This window comes from Nonomuraea sp. NPDC050540 (genome assembly GCF_044457485.1).
In the GTDB taxonomy this organism is placed as follows: Bacteria; Actinomycetota; Actinomycetes; order Streptosporangiales; family Streptosporangiaceae; genus Nonomuraea.
In genome coordinates this window covers 932,956-950,723 of record NZ_JBITHA010000001.1, presented here as the reverse complement: position 1 = coordinate 950,723, position 17,768 = coordinate 932,956, and the positions used below count along the sequence as shown (strand labels likewise).

General features: G+C 71.0%; 16 protein-coding genes. 5 read left to right on the top strand and 11 right to left on the bottom strand.

All coding sequences use genetic code 11. The annotated features are described in order from the left end of the window. Positions 1 to 9: 9 nt before the first annotated feature. The 11 genes from ACIBI5_RS04280 to ACIBI5_RS04230 all read right to left on the bottom strand — a co-directional run bounded on the left by ACIBI5_RS04280 (position 10) and on the right by ACIBI5_RS04230 (position 11,890). Positions 10 to 570: a hypothetical protein gene (locus ACIBI5_RS04280; RefSeq protein ID WP_397243014.1), complete on the bottom strand. Its 561-nt coding sequence runs from the start codon at positions 568 to 570 to the stop codon at positions 10 to 12. Then, complete coding sequence (locus ACIBI5_RS04275; RefSeq protein WP_397243012.1) at positions 549 to 1,787, bottom strand: MlaD family protein; 1,239 nt, start codon at positions 1,785 to 1,787, stop codon at positions 549 to 551. The genes ACIBI5_RS04280 and ACIBI5_RS04275 overlap by 22 nt, the downstream gene beginning before the upstream one ends. Then, positions 1,788 to 3,062 carry an MCE family protein gene (locus ACIBI5_RS04270; protein ID WP_397243010.1) on the bottom strand — a complete coding sequence of 425 codons (1,275 nt, stop codon included), beginning with the start codon at positions 3,060 to 3,062 and terminating at the stop codon, positions 1,788 to 1,790. After that, positions 3,062 to 4,243: an MCE family protein gene (locus ACIBI5_RS04265; RefSeq protein WP_397243008.1), complete on the bottom strand. Its 1,182-nt coding sequence runs from the start codon at positions 4,241 to 4,243 to the stop codon at positions 3,062 to 3,064. The genes ACIBI5_RS04270 and ACIBI5_RS04265 overlap by 1 nt, the downstream gene beginning before the upstream one ends. Continuing rightward, a complete protein-coding gene (locus tag ACIBI5_RS04260; RefSeq protein WP_397243006.1) occupies positions 4,240 to 5,301 on the bottom strand; it encodes an MCE family protein in 1,062 nt (353 codons plus the stop codon). Before ACIBI5_RS04260 ends, ACIBI5_RS04265 begins: the two co-directional genes overlap by 4 nt. After that, a complete protein-coding gene (locus ACIBI5_RS04255) occupies positions 5,298 to 6,323 on the bottom strand; it encodes an MCE family protein (RefSeq protein ID WP_397243004.1) in 1,026 nt (341 codons plus the stop codon). The genes ACIBI5_RS04260 and ACIBI5_RS04255 overlap by 4 nt, the downstream gene beginning before the upstream one ends. Then, complete coding sequence (locus tag ACIBI5_RS04250; protein WP_397243002.1) at positions 6,320 to 7,678, bottom strand: MCE family protein; 1,359 nt, start codon at positions 7,676 to 7,678, stop codon at positions 6,320 to 6,322. Before ACIBI5_RS04250 ends, ACIBI5_RS04255 begins: the two co-directional genes overlap by 4 nt. A gap of 10 nt (positions 7,679 to 7,688) precedes the next feature. Continuing rightward, a complete protein-coding gene (locus ACIBI5_RS04245) occupies positions 7,689 to 8,498 on the bottom strand; it encodes an MlaE family ABC transporter permease (RefSeq protein WP_397243000.1) in 810 nt (269 codons plus the stop codon). Next, complete coding sequence (locus tag ACIBI5_RS04240) at positions 8,498 to 9,268, bottom strand: MlaE family ABC transporter permease (RefSeq protein ID WP_397242998.1); 771 nt, start codon at positions 9,266 to 9,268, stop codon at positions 8,498 to 8,500. Before ACIBI5_RS04240 ends, ACIBI5_RS04245 begins: the two co-directional genes overlap by 1 nt. Before the next feature lie 3 nt (positions 9,269 to 9,271). Continuing rightward, a complete protein-coding gene (locus tag ACIBI5_RS04235) occupies positions 9,272 to 10,237 on the bottom strand; it encodes an ABC transporter ATP-binding protein (protein WP_397242996.1) in 966 nt (321 codons plus the stop codon). Positions 10,238 to 10,495: 258 nt separating this feature from the next. Beyond that, on the bottom strand, positions 10,496 to 11,890 hold the full coding sequence (locus ACIBI5_RS04230) for a hypothetical protein (RefSeq protein WP_397242994.1): 1,395 nt from the start codon (positions 11,888 to 11,890) through the stop codon (positions 10,496 to 10,498). 259 nt (positions 11,891 to 12,149) lie between these two features. Here ACIBI5_RS04230 and ACIBI5_RS04225 point away from each other — a divergent pair, with 259 nt between their 5' ends. From ACIBI5_RS04225 to ACIBI5_RS04205, 5 genes are all read left to right on the top strand, one after another. Beyond that, positions 12,150 to 12,905, top strand: coding sequence for a hypothetical protein (locus tag ACIBI5_RS04225; RefSeq protein ID WP_397242992.1), 756 nt, complete (start codon positions 12,150 to 12,152; stop codon positions 12,903 to 12,905). A gap of 8 nt (positions 12,906 to 12,913) precedes the next feature. Further along, a complete protein-coding gene (locus ACIBI5_RS04220) occupies positions 12,914 to 13,672 on the top strand; it encodes a hypothetical protein (protein WP_397242990.1) in 759 nt (252 codons plus the stop codon). A 104-nt stretch (positions 13,673 to 13,776) separates the two neighbouring features. Further along, positions 13,777 to 14,961, top strand: a complete 1,185-nt coding sequence (locus ACIBI5_RS04215) for a helix-turn-helix domain-containing protein (protein ID WP_397242988.1) — start codon at positions 13,777 to 13,779, stop codon at positions 14,959 to 14,961. 151 nt (positions 14,962 to 15,112) lie between these two features. Beyond that, positions 15,113 to 16,312, top strand: a complete 1,200-nt coding sequence (locus tag ACIBI5_RS04210; RefSeq protein ID WP_397242986.1) for a hypothetical protein — start codon at positions 15,113 to 15,115, stop codon at positions 16,310 to 16,312. Further along, entirely contained in the window at positions 16,309 to 17,733 is a 1,425-nt protein-coding gene (locus ACIBI5_RS04205) for a hypothetical protein (protein WP_397242984.1), read from the top strand. Before ACIBI5_RS04210 ends, ACIBI5_RS04205 begins: the two co-directional genes overlap by 4 nt. Positions 17,734 to 17,768 lie beyond the last annotated feature (35 nt).

Below are 17,768 nucleotides of genomic sequence, written 5' to 3'. Positions count from 1 at the left end.
ACCTCCTCGTCACCCGCCCACGGCGGGAATCGCGGTGAACGACTTGAGCTTCCAGCCGCCGTCCGTCCTGGCCAGCCCGGCCTGGAACCGTTTGCGCTCCACCGACGCCCGCCCGCCCCGCCCGGTGAGCTCGATCTCGACGGCGGCGATGATCTGCGCGTCACCGGCTTCGGGGTCGAGGGCGGTGACGGCGGCCTCGATCACGGTGGCGCGGGAGGTGGCGCCGGAACGTTCGACGGCCTGGCGGGTGCTCGCCCGCCCCGCGGCCAGTTCGTCGCGCAGCGCCCCGGTGGTGGCCTCCTGCCAGCGGGCGAGACCAGCGTCCACGGCGGCCGCGTCCATGGTGTTGAGCACGGCGAGCTGCCGTCGTCCGGCCTCCAGCGCCCGGTCCCGCTCGGCGGCGAAGGCCGTGCCCGGGTCGCCGGCAGCCTGCCAGGACGCCCACCCGGACCATCCGCAGAACGCCGCGGCCAGGATCACCGGCACGACGGCGACCGGCCCCGCCCACCGCCTCACCGGCGGCGGGTCGCGGTCGGACGCGGGCGGGGTCAGCGGTCGGGGTCGGGCCACAGGAGCTCCTCCATGTTGTTCTCGGGCCCGTCGGCGGGCGGGTCGGGCAGGGTGTCGTGGTGGCCGGGCAGTTCGTCGAGGCTGAACGAGCCGGGCTTGGCCGCCTCGGGCACCCCACCCTTGGGCGCGTTGGCCGAGCCGCGCACGCCGACCCCGGTGGAGGGTGGCGACAGGCAGCGGGCACCGGTGTTCAGGGACGTTCCTGGGCTGGTGTCGAGGCCGTTGCGGTAGGGCGTCTTGCCATAGCCGCTCACGCAGGGCAGCGGGTTGAAGAAGGTGTTGGTCAGGCCGAAGGTGAACGTTCCCGACCTGGCGGCGGTGGTTCCGGCGGCGACGAGTTGCGGGAGCCGTACCAGAAGCTCCTCCATGCCGCGCCGGCGCGTGAGCGTGAGGTCGGACGTCGTCAGGAGGTTGGCGACCAGGACGCTGAAGCCGGGGTCGAGCTCGCGCACGAGTTCGGCCACCTCGCGGGTGGCGCCGGGTGCTTCGGTGATGAGCGTGCGCAGGTCGGCGTCGGAGTCCTTGAGCTGCTTGGCGAGCAGGCGGGCGTTGCGGCCGAAGTCGCGCAGGGCCTGGCCCTCCTCGTTCTGGGTGCGCAGGACGAAGGTGCCGTCGGTGAGCAGGCGCGTGGTGGGGACGAGGTTCTCGTCGGCGGCGGAGACGAAGCTGCTCTGGTAGTCGAGCAGGGCGCGCAGGTTGGGGCCCTGGCCCTGGAACGCCTTGCCCATCTCGTCGACGAAGGTGCGCAGCGAGTCCAGCGGCACCGAGGCGGCGAGCGCGTTGACGTTGCCGAGGATCTCGGTGACCGGCGCGGGGGTGGCGCCCTGCGCGATGACCGAGCCCGCCCGCAGGAACGGGCCGTCGGCGGTGGAGGGGCGCAGGTCGACGTACTGCTCGCCGACCGCCGACAGGTTGGCGACGACGGCCTGCAGGCGGGCCGGGATGGGCGGGGCGGCGTCGTCGATGCGCAGGTCGGCGATCAGGCCGCGCTCGGTGAGCGTCATCTCGCCGACGCGGCCGACGGTGACGCCGCGGTAGGTGACGTTGGCGTCGGGGAACAGGCCGCCGGTCTCGGCCAGCTCCAGCTTGACCACGTAGTGGCCGGGGCGGCCGAACAGCCTACCGAGCTTGGCGTACTCGATGCCGATGAAGCCGATCACGACGATCGCGATGGCCAGGAAGATCGCGACCCGGATGCGGGTGGCGCGGGTCAGCATCTACTCCTCCTGTCCGGGGGTGAGGGTCGGCGTCGGCTCGGGGGTCGGCGTCGGGGTGGGTTCGGGCTCGGGTTCGGGCGTGGGGGTGGGCGTCTTCGGCTTCGTCGGCGAGGGCGTGGGCGAAGGGGTCTTGGACTTCGCCGGGGACGGCGTGGCCGTGGGCTGCCTGCCCGCCTTCTGCTTGACCATGTCGAACGGCAGTTCCGGCCAGTCGTCCTTCGGGTCGGCGTTGATCGAGATGGTCGGGACGATCGGCTCGACGTCGGGGCCCGCGGCCATCGACAGGTAGGCGTTGAGGTAGTCGCCCTTGACCGCGTTCGTGATCTCGTCGGTGAACGGGTAGGTGAGCGCCACTTCCAGCGCCTTCGGCAGGTCGCGTCCGGCGGCGGTCAGGTTGCGCAGGATCGGTTCCAGCGCGCGCAGGTCGGCGACGACGTCGTCCTTGCTGCGGTCCACGACGTCCACGGCCACGTCGGAGAGCTTCTCCAGCTGCGCCAGCATGGTGACCAGCGCGCCCCGCTGCTCCTCCAGGACCTTCAGGCCGGGGCTCAGGTCGTCCAGGACGGTGTTGACGTCCTTCTTGCGCGAGTCGAGCGTCTTGGCGAGCCGGTTGAGGCCGTCGAGGGCGTCGATGATCTCCTGTTTGTGGCGGTTGAGGTTGCCGGTCAGCGTGGAGAGCTTCTTGAGCAGGTCGCGGATCTCGGCCTCGTTGCCGCCGAGCGCCTTGTTCAGCTCACGGGAGATGGTCCTGATCTGGGCCAGGCCGCCGCCGTTGAGCAGCAGCGACAGCGCCCCGAACACCTCCTCGACCTCGGCGTTCCTGACGGTGCGCGTGAGCGGGATGTGCGCGCCCGCCGCCAGCGTCCCGCCCGTGCCGCCCCGGGCGGGCGCGGCCAGCTGCACGTACTTCTCACCGAGCAGGCTGGTCTGCTCCAGCCTCGCCTCGGCGTCGGCGGGCAGCTTCACCGCGCCGTTGACCAGCATGGTGACGCGGGCCGTCCAGCTGTCCTTCGGCAGGCTGATCTCGGTGACCCGGCCGACCGCCACGTCGTTGACCCGCACCGCCGCCTGCGGCACCAGGTCCAGCACGGTCTCGAACTCCGCCGTCACCGTGTAGGGCCGCTCGCCCAGCTCGGCGCCGCCGGGCAGCGGCACGTCCCTGATCCCGCCGATCCCGCACCCGGCCAGCGTCCCGGCCACGACCACGACCGCGACCACCCGCCCCTTTCCGGTACGGCCCGGCGCGCGTGACCCGGTTTCCCGGTGGATGGCCATCAGCGCTCCTCCTCACCAGGTAGCTCGTCGCCGGGCGCCGGCGTCGGGTCCTTCGTCTTGGCGGTGCCGCTCGGGCTCGCCGTCGGGGCGGGCGCCGTCGGGCTGGGCGACTTCGACGGCGACGGCGTCGGGCTCGGCGACTTCGAGGCCTCCGGTGTGGCGCCGGCCGACGGCGTGGGAGCCGGGTCGTCCACGATCTGCTCGGGGTCGAGCGCCCTGGCCGCCGGTCCGAACATCAGCTCCAGCAGGTCCCCCCGCCCCATGACGGTCCGGGTCTCCGGGTCGTAGGCGTTGACCACGTTCGTGGCCGCCAGCGGCAGGTTGTCCAGGGCCTCGGCCAGCGAGCGCCGCTGGTTCACGAGGGTCTGGGTGAGGTCTGCGAGCTTGTCCACGTTCGTGGCCAGGAGGGTGCGGTTCTCGGCGACGAACGTCTTCACCTCGCCCAGCGCCCCGGCCAGCTCGTGCAGGGCGCCGCCGATCTCGTCGCGGTCCGCGGCCAGGAATCCGGTCACGTCGGCCAGCTGTTGTTCGGCGAGCCGTACCTGGTCGTCGTTGTCGCGCAGCATGCGGGAGAAGTCGGCGAGGTGCCGCACGGTGGCGAACAGGTCGCCGCTGGAGTCGGCGAGCGTCTTGGAGGCCTTGCCGAACTCGGCGACCATGGTGTTGATGTCACGGCCGTTGCCCTTGAGGTTGGCGGCGCCGACGTCGAGCACGCGGGAGAGCGCGCCCTCCTTGTTGGCGCCGGCCGGGCCGAGTGCCCGGGAGAAGTCGCTGAGCGTTTCGTACAGCTTGTCCAGCTCCATCGGCACCGCCGTGCGGTCGGCGGGCAGGACGGCGCCCGGCTCGAGCTTCGGCCCGCTCGTGTACGCGGGGCTGAGCTGGATGTAGCGCTCGGCCACCAGGGCGGGGGCGACCACGACGGCCGTGGCGGCGGCGGGCACGTCGACGCCGTCGTCCAGCGTCAGCACGGCCCTGACCTGCGTGCCCTCGGGCGTCACCGACGCGATCTCGCCGACCTTGACGCCGAGCACCCGCACGTCGGAGCCGGGATACACGGCGACGGCGGAGTGGAAGTAGGCGGTGATCTGGTCGTCGGGGGCCCGCGGCGGCGCGGCGGCGCCGGTGAGCGCGACGACCAGCGCCGCGGCCAGGGCGAGAGAGCGCCTCCGGTGCGCGGTCATCGGTCGTCTCCAGGAGTGGTGGGGCTACCGGTCGGGGTCGGCGTGGGCTTTTGGGGTCCTCCTGGTTGGGGGGGAAGGCAGCCCTTGTCGGGCACGCCGTCCGGCAGGTAGTGCTTCGGGACGACCCCGCACAGATAGCCGTCCAGCCATCGCCCGTTGCCGATCGTGTTGCCGACCAGTCGCGTGTACGGCCCCGCCAGCGCCAGCGCCCGGTCCAGATCGCGCTGGTTGCGCAGCAGCACGTCGCTCACCCGCTCCAGCGCCCTCAGAGTGGGCGCGAGCTGTTTCCTGTTGTCCCTGACCAGCCCGACGAGCTGGGCCGACAGCTCCCTGGTGCCGGTGAGCAGCGCGTGGATGGCGGCCCTGCGCTTGCGCAGCTCGTCCAGCAGCAGGTTGCCGCTTCTGAGGAGCTCGGCGAAGTTGTCGTTCTGGGCGGCCAGCGTGCCGCTGAGCTTCTTGGTCCCGGCCAGCAGCCGGGCGAGCTCCGCGTCCCTGGAGGAGATCGTCTTCGACAGTGCGGAAAGGCCGGTGACGGCCTGTTTGACGTGCGGCGGCGTCCTGGAGAACGTGGCCGAGATCGTGTCCAGGCTCTCGGCGATCCGGTCGGTGTCCAGCCGGGCGACGGTGCGGCCGAGGTCGTCGAAGGCGGCGGTCACGTCGTAGGGGGCCAGCGTGCGCGTGACCGGGATGGCCTGCGCGGGGTTCTGCGCCTCGGGGCCGAGCGGGTCGAGGGCGAGGTACTTGGCGCCCAGCAACGTCCTGATCATGATGGCGGCGGTGGTGCGGTTGCCGACCCAGGCGTCCTTGACCCGGAACTCCACCCTCACCTTGCCCCGGTCGAGGGCGACGTCGTTGACCTTGCCGACCTTGACCCCGACCACGCGTACCTCGTCACCCCGGGTTAGGCCGGCGGCCTCGGTGAAGTAGGCGGTGTAGTCGGTGCCGCCGCCGATGACCGGCAGGGCGTCGGCCCGGTAGGCGGCGGTGCCGATGCCGCCGATGAGCAGCAGACCGGCCAGGCCGACCAGGATGGGGTTGCGCTCGCGCAGCCGCTTCACTGCTTGCACCTGCCTTGGGTGTTCGGGATGCCCGTGGGCGCCGGCCGGCCGTCGGTGTAGGTGACCCCGCTGATCAGGGCCTCGCACAGGTAGAGGTTGAACCAGGAGCCGTAGGAGGCGGCGCGGGTGATGACCTCGGCCTTGTCCGGCAGCCGCTGGAGAAACCGCTCCACGAGCGGAGCGTCGGCGTTCAGGTTGCCCGAGAGCCTGCCGAGCTGGTCGATGTCGCGGCGCAGCGGCTCACGGCTCTCGGCCAGCAGGCCCGCGGTGCTCGTGGTCAGCTCGCCGAGCGCGCCGATCGCCTGCCCGATGGGCTTGCGGTCGGCGGCCAGGCCGCTCATGAGCCTGCGCAGGGTGACCACGAGCGTGGTCAGCTCTTTGTCGCGGGCGTTGACGGTGGCCACGACGGTGTCAAGGTTCTTGATCACCTCGCCGATGAGGTCGTCCTTGGCTGCCAGGGAGTTGGTCAGCTCGCCGATCGTGCGCAACAGGCCCTCGACCGTGGCGCCCTCACCCTGGAGCACCTGGATGAGCTCGCCGGCGAGCTTGTTGACGTCGTCGGGCGACAGTGCCCGCATGAGCGGCTGGAAGCCGCGGAACAGCTCGGTCAGGTTGATGGCCGGGGTGGTGCGATCCAGCGGGATCGTGGCGCCGGCGGCCAGGGCGCCGCCCGCCGTACCCTCGCCCTGGGCCATGTCGATGTAGCGCTGGCCGACGAGGTTGAGGTACTTGATCGTCGCGGTGGCGGAGGCGGGCAGGCGGCGGTCGCGTTCGACGGAGAACTCGACCTCGGCCACCCGCCGGTCCACGATGGCGATCGACTCCACCTGGCCGACGCGTACGCCCGCGATGCGGATGCTGTCGCCGGTGTTGAGCCCGGCCACGTCGGTGAAGCGCGCCCGGTACGTGGTCCGCTCGCCCAGATCGCTGTTGGCCACGCTGATGGCCAGGGCGAGCGTGGCCAGGACCGTGACGAGCACGAAGGCGATCGACTTGATCAGCGGCGCGGTGACTTCCCTCATCGGATCCTCACCTCGACGCCCCGGTAGAGCGGTCCGGCCAGCACGCTGCTCCAGTCGGGCAGGGTGCTCGGGTCGTCGCCGTACTCCAGGGCGAGCAGTTCGTTGACAAGGCGGCTCTCGGCGCCGGAGTTGGGCGGGCCGTAGGAGCCGCCGAAGGCTTCGGCGGGGCTGGTGGGCGTGGCCGTACCGGAGGGCGAGGTCGTGCCTGTGGGTGTCGCGGTGGCGGTGGGTGAGGCGGTGGCGGTGGGTGAGGCGGTGCCGGTGGGTGACGGCGAGGTCGTCGCGGTCGGTGAGGGCGCGCCCGTGGGGCGGGCGCCGTCGCCCGTGTAGGGGATGGTGTAGCAGCGCGGGCCGCCGGTCGCGCTGTAGACCGGGCGGTCCTTGCCCGGCAGGTAGCGGCCCTTGCTCTGTACCGCGATCACCTTCACGTGCAGGCCGGGTTCCTTGGTGCCTTTGCCGAGCACCTTGTCCATGAGCGGGACGAAGTCGGCGAGCATCTCCAGCGTGCACGGGAACTCCGGCGAGTAGCGCGCCAGCAGTTCCAGTGTCGGGCGGCTGTGGGCGGCCAGCCGGATGAGGTTGGCCGAGTTCGCCCGCAGGAACGTGGTGAGGTCCTGGGAGGCGGCGGTCACGCCGGCATACAGCTCGCCGAGGTTCTCGCGCTGGTCGGCGATGGTCTTGCTGGTGGTGGTGAAGTCGGCCAGCGCCCGCAGGATGTCGGGCGCCGCCTCGCTGTAGAGGTGGCTGAACTCGATCAGCTCGCGGACGTTGGCGTTCAGCTCGGGCAGGTGGGGGTTGAGCCTGGTGAGATAGCGGTCGAGCTGGACCAGCGTCCGGCCGAGCTGCTCGCCCTTGCCCTCCAGGGCCTGGGCCATCGCGTTGAGCGTCGCCGACAGCTTGGCCGGCTTGACCGCGGTCAGCAGCCGCAGCAGGTTGTTCAGCACCACCTGCAGCTCGATGGCGTTGGCGGTGCGGTCCTCGGCGATCACCGCGCCGTCGGCGAGGCGGCGTGCCGACGGCCTCGCGGGCGGGATCAGCGCGACGTACCGGGCGCCGAAGACGGTCGTGGGCAGCATCTGGGCGCGCACGTCGGCGGGGATGAGCCGCAGCTGCCCCGGTTCGATGGCCAGGGTCAGCCGGGCGCCGTCGCCGTCGGCGGCGATGGTCCTGACCTCGCCGACCACGACCCCGCGCACCTTGACGTCGGCCAGCGGGTGCATCTGGTGGCCGACCGTGCCGGTGCGCAGCGTGACGAGGGCGACCTCGGCGAACTGCTTGGTGTAGACGGCCACCGACAACCACACCAGCAGCACGGGGACCATGAGGAACGCCACCCCTGCCAGCCGTCGTCTCATCCCGCGCTCCTCATCCGGTGATCTTCACGGTCGTGGTGGCGCCCCAGATGGCCAGGCTGAGGAAGAAGTCGGTGACGCTGATCAGCACGATCGAGGCCCGTACGGCCCGGCCGACCGCCACGCCCACCCCGGCGGGCCCGCCGGCGGCGCGGTAGCCGTAGTAGCAGTGGGCCAGGATCACCATGACGCTGAAGATCAGCACCTTGAGGAAGGAGAGCAGGACGTCCGTGGGCGACAGGAAGACGCCGAAGTAGTGGTCGTAGGTGCCTTCCGACTGCTGGTTGACCCAGATGGTGACCATGCGGGAGGACAGGTAGGAGCTGATCAGGCCGATGCCGTACAGGGGGATGATCGCGACGGTCCCGGCCACGATCCTGGTGGAGACCAGGTACGGCAGGCTCGGGATGCCCATGCCCTCCAGGGCGTCGACCTCCTCGTTGATGCGCATGGCGCCGAGTTGCGCGGTGAAGCCGGCGCCGATCGTGGCCGACAGGGCCAGGCCGGAGACGATGGGCGCGATCTCGCGGGTGTTGAAGTAGGCGGAGACGAAGCCGGTGAAGGAGGCGGTGCCGATCTGGTCGAGGGCGGCGTACCCCTGCAGTCCGACGACGACGCCGGTGAACAGGGTCATGGCGACCATCACGCCGATGGTGCCGCCGATGACGGCCAGGCCGCCGCTGCCGAAGGCGACCTCGGCCAGCAGGCGCAGGATCTCCCTGAAGTAGCGGGCGAGCGCGGCCGGGATCCAGAGCAGCGCCCGGATGTAGACGCCGAGCTGGTCGCCGAGCTCGTCCAGCCAGGTGAGGACTCTCGTGTGCATCAGCCGACCTTCGAGGGGACGACCTGCAGGTAGATCGCCGTGAGCACGACGTTCACGAAGAACAGCAGCAGGAAGGTGATGACGACGGACTGGTTGACCGCGTCGCCGACGCCTTTGGGCCCGCCGGCCGGGTTGAGCCCCCGGTAGGCGGCCACGACGCCGGCGATGAAGCCGAAGAGCAGCGCCTTGAACTCGCTGATGTACAGGTCGGGCAGCTGGGCCAGGGCGGAGAAGCTGGCCAGGTAGGCGCCGGGCGTGCCGCCCTGCATGACGACGTTGAAGTAGTAGCCGCCCGCGACGCCGACGACGGAGACGAGGCCGTTGAGCAGCACCGCGACGCCCATGGCGGCCAGCACCCTGGGGACCACCAGCCGCTGGATGGGGTTGACGCTCATGACCTCCATGGCGGCCATCTCGTCGCGGATCGTGCGGGCGCCGAGGTCGGCGCAGATGGCCGAGCCGGCCGCCCCGGACACCAGCAGCGCCACGATCATGGGGCTGATCTGCTGGAGCATGCCGAGCACGCTGGCCGCGCCGGTGAACGACTGGGCGCCGATCTGCTGGGCCAGCGAGCCGACCTGCAGGGAGATGACCGCGCCGATCGGGATCGACACCAGCGCGGCGGGCAGGATGGTGACGCTGGTGATGAACCAGAACTGCTGGATGAACTCCGCGAACTGGAACGGCCGCCGGAACATCAGCCCGAGCACGGACCCGCCCAGGGCGAACATCCTGCCCGTCTGGCGTAAGCCGCCGGTGATCGAGGCCATCGTCTACTCCTTCACGCCGGGCAGGTGCCGGGAGACGATCGCGTCCCTGGCGGCCGGGGCGAGTTCGGGCAGCATGCGCATGACCCGGTCCATGCGCCGCCACACGGCCTGGCGCGGGGGCAGCCCCGGCGTGGGGGCGAGCTGCTCGGGGATCGTCTTCCTGCCGCCGTACGGCACGGCGCTCTCCATGGCCCGCAGGGCGGCGTCCTTCTCCTCCGACATGCCGATGGGCCCGCGGACGTCCCCCTTGAGAAACTGCCGGACGACCTCGTCGTCGCTGGTCAGCAGGACCTCGCGGGGGCCGAAGGTGACCAGCTCGCGGCGGTAGAGCATGCCCAGGTTGTCCGGGACGGTCGAGGCGATGTCGATGTTGTGGGTGACGATCAGCATCGTGGTGTCGAACTGGGCGTTGAGGTCGATGAGCACCTGCGACAGGAACGCGGTGCGAACCGGGTCGAGGCCGGAGTCGGGCTCGTCGCACAGGATGATCTCGGGCTCCAGCACCAGCGCCCTGGCCAGGCCCGCGCGCTTGCGCATGCCGCCGGAGATCTCGCCGGGCAGCTTCTTCCCGTCGCCCGCCAGGCCCACCATCTCCATGCTGTCCAGGACGATCCCGCGGATCTGCGCCTCGCTCTTCCTGGTGTGCTCGCGCAGCGGGAAGGCGATGTTGTCGTAGAGGTTCATGGAGCCGAACAGGGCGCCGTCCTGGAACATCAGGCCGAAGAGCTTGCGGGCCTCGTAGACCTGGCGGTCCGGGGAGTTGATCATGTCGACGCCGTTGACCACGACCTTCCCCCTTTCCGGCTTGATCAGGCCGATCAGGGATTTGAGAAACACCGTTTTGCCGGTGCCAGAAGGGCCGAGCATCACGCTGATTTCCCCGGCGGGGAGAATCAGCGAGACGTCTTCCCAAATCGTCTGCGCGCCGAAGGACTTCGACAGTCCCTGGACCACCACTTCGATTCCCATTACCTCGCCTGACCGGTCGCGGCATTGCGTGCGGGCAAGTTACTCATCGCGACGATCGGGAGGCAAGTGACTAAAGACACGATTCCGCATCGGTCAGGCCGTCTGTCAACGCCTGATTGTTTTGGATTCGCCTTTTGTCATCGGGTGCGGGTTTTCCTGGCGAGCCTGACCCGCGTTTTGCCGCACCGCGCGCACGCCTGCGTCACCACCAGGCCGATCCGTTCGATCTCGACCCAGTGGCGATGAAGGTGCATGGGTTCAGCCCTTCCGCGAGCCCGCCTTCTTACCGTTGATGGTTACCTCGGGCGGGCATTGGGCGGAAGGGGCGCCGGCCGTTCCGCACAGGGCGCCCTGGTTGACCTGGATCTCGTTGGCCTTGCCGGAGACCGAGGCGGTCAGCAGGCGGCTGATGTCCTCGCCGACGCCGCAGCCGGCGAACGGCGGGATCTCCACCAGCCCGCGCAGCACGCCTCCGACCAGGAGATTGTCCTGGTAGGGCGGGTCGTACATCTCGCCGCCCCGGAGTTTGAGATCGATCGGCCTGGCCGTCCGGCACTTCGGGCCGACGTCGATGGGCCGGCCGTTCACGCTGGCCTTGAGCACGCGCATGGTGACGCGCGCGTTGACCGCCACCGCCAGGTCGTCGGAGCCGTCGGAGGTGGAGGAGTCGATGAGGTGCACGTTGGCCGCGCCCACCTGGGTGAGCTCGACCGTCGTGGTGGTCGGCACGAAGCCGAAGGTCAGGAACGTGCCCGTGGCGCGGACCGGCTGGTTCTCGCCGACGTAGTCCTGACGCTGCCACGGCACCGTGCCCGGCGGCGGGTCCCTCGGCACGACCCAGCGGAAGCCGCTGAGGCTCTTCACCGCCGACAGCGACTCGACCGAGACGCCGGCGTCGAGCTTCTTGATGTTGGAGAAGCCCTTGAGCTTGGCGCAGCCCATGGCGGGCGGGATGGGTCCCGGCACCGCGGTCGGCGGCACCTCCGGGACCTCGAAGTCGGGGTTCAGCACGGTGGCGGCCGGGTTCGGCGGGCAGTCCTCGCCGGTCTTCGGGCCGCGGAAGACCACCTTGGCCTGCACGGTCTCGGCCTCCGGCACGCAGGTCGCGGTCTTGGCGCCGCCGGCGGGCGGGGTCAGCACCATGGTCAACGCCGAGGCGGTGAACGTCGCGACGCCCGGGACGGCCGCCTTGAACGCGTCGCCGCGCTGGCCGGCGGTCCAGGTGGCGGCGGTCAGCCGTACCTCGCCGGAGGCCGCGACCGGGCTCTTGGCCGGGCTGCGCACCTGCCGCCAGGCGAGCACGCGGGGCTCCGGGCTCTCGCCCTCGTCGGCCTTGAAGGCGGCGCCCACCTTGGGGGTGATGGTGGCGCTCAGCGAGTCCACCGGCTGGTCGGAGAGGTCGGCGAGGATCGAGCGGGGCATGACGATCTTCATGCTGAGGCGTCCGGGGCGCACGTCCACCCCCACGGCCTCGGGGCTCTTCATCGTGACCGTCAGGCGGATCCTGATGCGGTGGTTCGTGGCCGAGGCGCCGACCTTGCACCCGTACACGGTGTCCGACACGGGGCCCTGCGCCCCGGTGGCGGCGCTTCCCCCGGACCCGAACATGGTCGCGAGGATTCCTGCGGCGATCCACGGCGCGGCTGAGCGCATGGCAGTCCCTTCAGCGGTTTCCGCGGCACGGTAGAGCACAACGCATTCGCTTTTCAAGCCTTTGTCATCGGCTGATAAACGCGCCGCGCGGCTTTGTCAACGGATGAGCACGCTCCGCTTGGCAGCCGGTGACTAATTCACCGCGCATTGTTTGTCACTGGCTGAGCAATACATATTTCAGGGATTCGAATTGTTGACGCCAGAACTCTCTTCTGTTTCTGTGACGTTCGTCACCACTCACCTTTCATGGAGGCACACGATGAAATCCATCGCACGGGTGTCAGCGCCGTTAGCCGCCGCGGCCGTCGCGCTGATTCTGCTGCCCGGCACGGCGGTCGCGGCCGAGTCCACCCCCGTCATCCGCGCCGGCACGGCCACCGCGGCCGCGTACTCGGGGAAGATCCAGGCCCTGAGCTTCGGCGAGGTGTACTTCTCCGGCAACGCCCCCTTCATCGGCCTCGTGGACACCACGTGCCAGTACGCCCAGCTGCGCGGCGGCGTCAACTCCAACGGCACCGGCGGCTACGTCAACTACGTCCAGATCGACAACAACGGCTCCGGCGGCGCCTGCCCGAACAACCAGGGCGGCACCACCACCATCACCACCGTGAACACCAACGGCAGCGGCACCATCTACTACGACGACGACCACCTCAACAGCCGCGACACCTTCCTCAAGCTGCCCGGCAACCAGCCCGGCGTGAAGATCAAGGCCGTGATCGAGATGCCGGCCGTCACCACCGAGCCGCAGACCTGCTACTACGGCCTCACCGCCGACACGCCCACCCTGGAGATCGACCTCTACAACCCGGACAACCCCAACCGCCCCGACCCGGCACTGGCCCAGGCCCAGGGCAGCGCGCAGGGGCAGCAGTTCTACCTGATGCCGACCGAGACCAACGACGTGTACTGCCCCGAGGCCGCGGCGGCCTTCGCCAACGTGGTGGTCAAGGGCGAGTCCGTGCCCAACTCCGGCACCTACGACCAGAAGCTTTACGCGACCAAGGCCCCGTGAGGAATCCAGTGAAGCGAGCCAAAGCCGCCCTGGCCGCACTGCTCATGATGGGGACACCCGCCGCGATGGCCACCCCCGCCCAGGCGGAGGACATCCCCGCGTTCGACTTCGCCGACTGCCCCGACCTGCCCGACCGCGCCGATCCGCGGTTCTGGACGTGCAACGTGATCATCGTCAACGGTGGGAAGTTCGTGCTCGGCAAGTTCGACCAGGTCATCAACAAGACGATGAAGATCACCTATGCCACGGGCCTCGACCCCGACACCCGCAAGCAGGTCACCGTCTTCGGCCGGCTGCGCGCCGAGCGCATGACGGTCAGGAAGGGCATCTTCGGGGACCCCATCCTGACCGCCGTCTACGCCGAACCCCAGTACGCGGGCTCGTTCGACGTCGTGCCCGGCCCGATATGGAAGATGGCGTTGAAGGTCCGCATCATCAACCCGGTCCTCGGCCACAACTGCCGGCTCGGCTCCGACCGGAACCCCCTCCGGCTGAACCTCATCCTCGGCACGACCAACCCGCCACCGCCCAACACGCCCATCTCCGGCGTGAAGCCCGTCCTGGTGTCCACGAACCCGCCGATCCAGAAGGCCACGATCGTGGACAACGCCTTCGCGGTGCCGGGCGCGGAGAGCTGCGGGCTCGGCCTGGGCCTGCTGAACGCGGTCGTGAACTCCCAGGCGGGGACCCCTGCCGCCGCCGGTCGCAACACCGCGATCTTCCAGCAGTACGGATCCTTCAAGAAGTACACCGACATCGTGCCCTGAAAGGTTCGATGATCAAGGAAGTGCCTGGTCTCTTGTCGGAGGCCGGGCTCTTCCCTATGTTCGTTGTGTCACATGTCACAAGGCGTGCGAGGGAGGTGTGACTGTTGACGCAAACCGTTGAACAGGGTGACTTACCCGGCCCCATCCCGCCGCACTTCGCCGAGATCATGTGGCCAGAGGTGCCCAGCATCGTGGACGAGGTCCTCCTGGCGATCGGCGAGTCGATACCCGAGTTCGCCCACCGCACCACCGGCAAGCACGGCCAGCTGCTGAGACGCGGCGTCGACTGCATCCTGACCTCGTTCATCCAGCGGGTCGCCGACCCCAGCGCCTCCTTCGAGGCCCGCGACGCCGTCTGCCGCCAGCTCGGCCGCTTCGAAGCCCGCGAGGGCCGCAGCCTCGACAGCCTCCAGGCCGCCTACCGGCTCGGCCTGCGCCTGGTCTGGCGGCGCAGCGTCGAGGTCGGCAACCGGCACGGCATCGACCCCTCACTCGTGGCCACGATGGGCGACTCGATCATCGCCTTCATCGGCGACCTCGCCGAGCAGTCCGTACGCGGTCATCAGGAGGAGCTGACCAGAGCCAGCAAGGACCTGCGTGAGCGCCGGGCCAGGCTGCTGCGCCACATACTCGACGGGGGCGGGGCCGTACCCGAGCGTGCCGCCCGCGCCGCCTGGACACCCGCCGAGCAGATCACGCTGGTCGAGCTGCGCGCCGGCGCCGCCGACCCGGGCCGCCCGCTCGAACCCGGCGTCCTGGCCGACTGGGCCAGCGCCGAGCCCTGCCTGCTGTATCCGGGCGAGATCGCCGGCGAGCGGCTGCGGCGCCTGGAATCCCTGCTGAGCGGCATGTCCGCCGTCATCTCCGTCACCGTGCCGCTGGCCGGCGCGCCCTCGGCCATGAGGTGGGCGCGGCGCGTCTTCGCCCTGGCCGACGAGGGGATCATCGCGGGCGCGCCGCTGCTGCGCTGCGAGGACCACCTGGTCACGCTGTGGCTGCTGGCCGACCACGAACTCACCGAGCAGATCGCGCGCCGCGAGTTCACGGCGCTCGGCTCGTTCACGACCGGGCGGCGCGAACGACTGCTGGAGACGCTCGGGGTGTGGCTGGCCACCCGCGGCACAGCGGCCGACATCGGCGAGCAGCTCAAGGTACACCCGCAGACCGTCCGCTACCGGATGCGGCAGCTCGAGAGCGCCCTCGGCGACGCCCTGACCGAGCCGGACCGGCGCTTCGCCATCGACCTGGTCCTGCGGGCGCGCGCCGCGAAGGGCTCGTTCGGCATCTGACGCGCGGCCCCTTCGGGCCTCGGATGGGCTTCGGCTCTGGTGTGTCGCGGGCTTCGGCTTGGGTGTGTCGCGGGTGGTGGCCCTGGTGTCTTCGGTACGGCGTGCCGCGTCCGGTGCCAGAGTGTCGGTGCGAAGCCGTACCTTAGTTCGCGTGCCTGATCAGCCCCTGACCCTCGACGCCGCGCTCTCCGAGGAGGCGGTGCTGTCGACCTACCGCCGGATGTTCGCCGCGCTGGCCCGCGACAGCGGGGCCGTGGTCGACGACTCGGCCCTGGTCGACATCGCCGAGACGCTGTTCGGCGCGTTCGCCGAGGCGGGCGAGGAGTGGCTGACGCACGAGCAGATGCGCCATGTGTGCCGCGCCTACCCGGCCGACCAGTTCGACAACCGGCTGCGGGTGCTCAAGGGGCTGGGCGCCGTGCGCGAGGTCTTCCCCAAACCCAACCAGCTGCGCTACCGGGCCTCGTTCACCAGCGTGGTCGGGCTGATGTTCATCCGCCGCATGATGGACGACGGCGGCCAGTCCGAGATGCACCGCCTGCTGGCACTCGAAGACCTCAACGTCGCCGACCCGCGCACCACCATGGAGGAGGCCAGGCAGAGCGCCGCCAACCTCGCGCGCGCCTTCCGCCTGTGGGCCCTGGAGCTGATCACCCTCACCACCGGCACCATCGAGGAACTGCGCGAGCAGGCGCCCAAGCTCTGGGGCACCGAGGAGATCGCCCGGCGCGCGCAGAGCCTGCACGGCACCATCCTCACCCGCTGGCCCGACCTCGACCGCACCTGCACCGACCTGCGCGCCGCCATCTACTCCTACAGCGACGCCAGCCGCCGCGCCGCCGGGCGCCTGGCCGACTCCGCCGGCACCACCCGCAACCTGACGCTGCTGCCCACCGAGACGTGGCGTACCTTCTCCCAGACCGCCTCCCGCGAGCGCCTGGCCGCCGTCCTGGACGGGTTCGTCTTCGACGCGCCCGCGCCGTGGCACGATCCGGCCGCGATCGCCCGCGCCGTCGACGAGGCACCGCGCCCGGTGCCCGCCCAGCCCACTCCCCCGCGCTCCGACCTGCCCGACCCCGGCCCCGCCGACTCCCTCGACGGCCCGGCCGACGCCGTCGTCCAGCGGCTGACGGAGGTCGCCGAGTCCCTCCTGGCCGGTGCCGCCCGCGTGCGCCTGGCCGACGCGGTCGGCGCCGACTGGTCCTCGGTACGCCGCCTGCTGGCCGACCTCACCAGCATCGACCTGCGCCCCGAGCTCCCGTACCGCCTGACCTGGTCCGACGAGCTCTCGGTCGACCCGGCTCGCGAACCCGCCTGGCTCTCGCACGGCTTCCTGGAGCGCACCCCATGACAACAGACCCCACCCCCGGCACCACACCCCCGGCCGAACCAGCCCCCACGAGCACCACGCCGCAGACCACCGCGGGGCCGGCCGGCGAGGCGCCGCCGACCGAGGCGGGGCCCGCGAGCACCACGCCGCAGGCCAGGGCAGTGCGCGTGAACGCCGCGCCACGGGTGGAGGCTGGGCGCGCGAGTGGCGCACGGCAGGCGGTGGCGGGGCGGGCGGGCGGCGGGTCTGTGGCGGTGGCGCATGTGCGGGCGCGCTCCGGTGGGCCGTTGCGGCTCGGGGCCGGGGCTCCGGCGCCGGTGGGCATGATGCGGCTGACGCACCACGACAGCACCGGGCTGGCGGTGCCCGTCTGGCCGGACGGGGCGACGCCGTCCCTGCTGGAGGAGCAGCAGGTGGCGCCGATGCCGGTCGAGCGGGCCGGTGAGGCGCGCCGCGTGCTGGCGGCCTGCCTGAAGTGCTGCTGGACCGACCTGGCCGCCGACCCGTGGCCGGGCGTCGCGGCCCCGGCCGAGCAGGTGCTCGACACCTACCGGGCGCTGATCGGACGCTCCGACGACCTGATGCGCAACTGGGCCGTCGGCGCGCTGCGCCGCCTGCACGACTCCTCCTGGATCGTTCTTTCCGACGGCGTGGTACGTCTGGGACCCCGCTGCGCCCTCTGGCCGGTCGAGTCGTTCGCCCAGCTCAAGGAGCTCGTCCGCAGGCTGCCCGAGCCGGAGCGCGACGAACTGACCGTGGTCGCCGACGAGGACCTCGTGGCCGGAACAACCGCCGAGCCTGGCGGGCTGGTCGAGGGCGGGGAGGCCGGGTTCGACGACCTGCTGTCCAGTTATGACGAGCGGCGCCGGGCCGAGCTGGTCGGCGCCTACATGGTGCTGGAGCATGCGGCGGAGCCTGTCCAGGAGGCCAGGTTCGCCGCGTTGCGCGACCCCGCCATGCGGCACACGCTGGGCGAGATGCTGGGACGGCGCGGCCGTACCCTCATCCAGCAGCACGAGCGCTGGACCTCCGGCTACGACGACGCGACGGCGGCCGAGGCGGCGCGGGCGGAGGGCGGGCTGGGCGAGAGTGAGCGGGCGGTGCTGACGCTGGTGCTGGTGCACTCGGTGGCGATCCCGCGCGCGGAGGGGGCGCTGCCCGAGGACACGTGGCTGTCGCCGTTCCCGACGCCGGTGGACGAGCTGCGCCGCCACACCCAGCTGCCGATCGGCGAGCTGGAGTCGGCGCTGCGCGCGCTGCGGCACGCCGGGCTGCTGGGGCAGGTGAAGGCCGGTGAGGAGGCGGGCGGGTACGTGCCCGGACCCCAGTTCCACCGGCTCACCCCTGCGGCCAGGCGGCGGCTGCAGGAGGAGCTGATCCTGGCTGCCGGGCCGCACACGCCGCTGGCGGGAGCCGTACGCGCGAGAAGGTCCGCATCGTGACAGCGACCGGACATCGCCACACAAGTGGGCGCTAC

Excerpts from the sequence above, each read along its gene's own strand:
- ACIBI5_RS04275 (WP_397243012.1), bottom strand. The coding sequence starts at position 1,787 with ATGCTGACCCGCGCCACCCGCATCCGGGTCGCGATCTTCCTGGCCATC.
- ACIBI5_RS04270 (WP_397243010.1), bottom strand. The coding sequence starts at position 3,062 with ATGGCCATCCACCGGGAAACCGGGTCACGCGCGCCGGGCCGTACCGGA.
- ACIBI5_RS04265 (WP_397243008.1), bottom strand. The coding sequence starts at position 4,243 with ATGACCGCGCACCGGAGGCGCTCTCTCGCCCTGGCCGCGGCGCTGGTC.
- ACIBI5_RS04255 (WP_397243004.1), bottom strand. The coding sequence starts at position 6,323 with ATGAGGGAAGTCACCGCGCCGCTGATCAAGTCGATCGCCTTCGTGCTC.
- ACIBI5_RS04250 (WP_397243002.1), bottom strand. The coding sequence starts at position 7,678 with ATGAGACGACGGCTGGCAGGGGTGGCGTTCCTCATGGTCCCCGTGCTG.
- ACIBI5_RS04245 (WP_397243000.1), bottom strand. The coding sequence starts at position 8,498 with ATGCACACGAGAGTCCTCACCTGGCTGGACGAGCTCGGCGACCAGCTC.
- ACIBI5_RS04240 (WP_397242998.1), bottom strand. The coding sequence starts at position 9,268 with ATGGCCTCGATCACCGGCGGCTTACGCCAGACGGGCAGGATGTTCGCC.
- ACIBI5_RS04235 (WP_397242996.1), bottom strand. The coding sequence starts at position 10,237 with ATGGGAATCGAAGTGGTGGTCCAGGGACTGTCGAAGTCCTTCGGCGCG.
- ACIBI5_RS04230 (WP_397242994.1), bottom strand. The coding sequence starts at position 11,890 with ATGCGCTCAGCCGCGCCGTGGATCGCCGCAGGAATCCTCGCGACCATG.
- ACIBI5_RS04225 (WP_397242992.1), top strand. The coding sequence starts at position 12,150 with ATGAAATCCATCGCACGGGTGTCAGCGCCGTTAGCCGCCGCGGCCGTC.
- ACIBI5_RS04205 (WP_397242984.1), top strand. The coding sequence starts at position 16,309 with ATGACAACAGACCCCACCCCCGGCACCACACCCCCGGCCGAACCAGCC.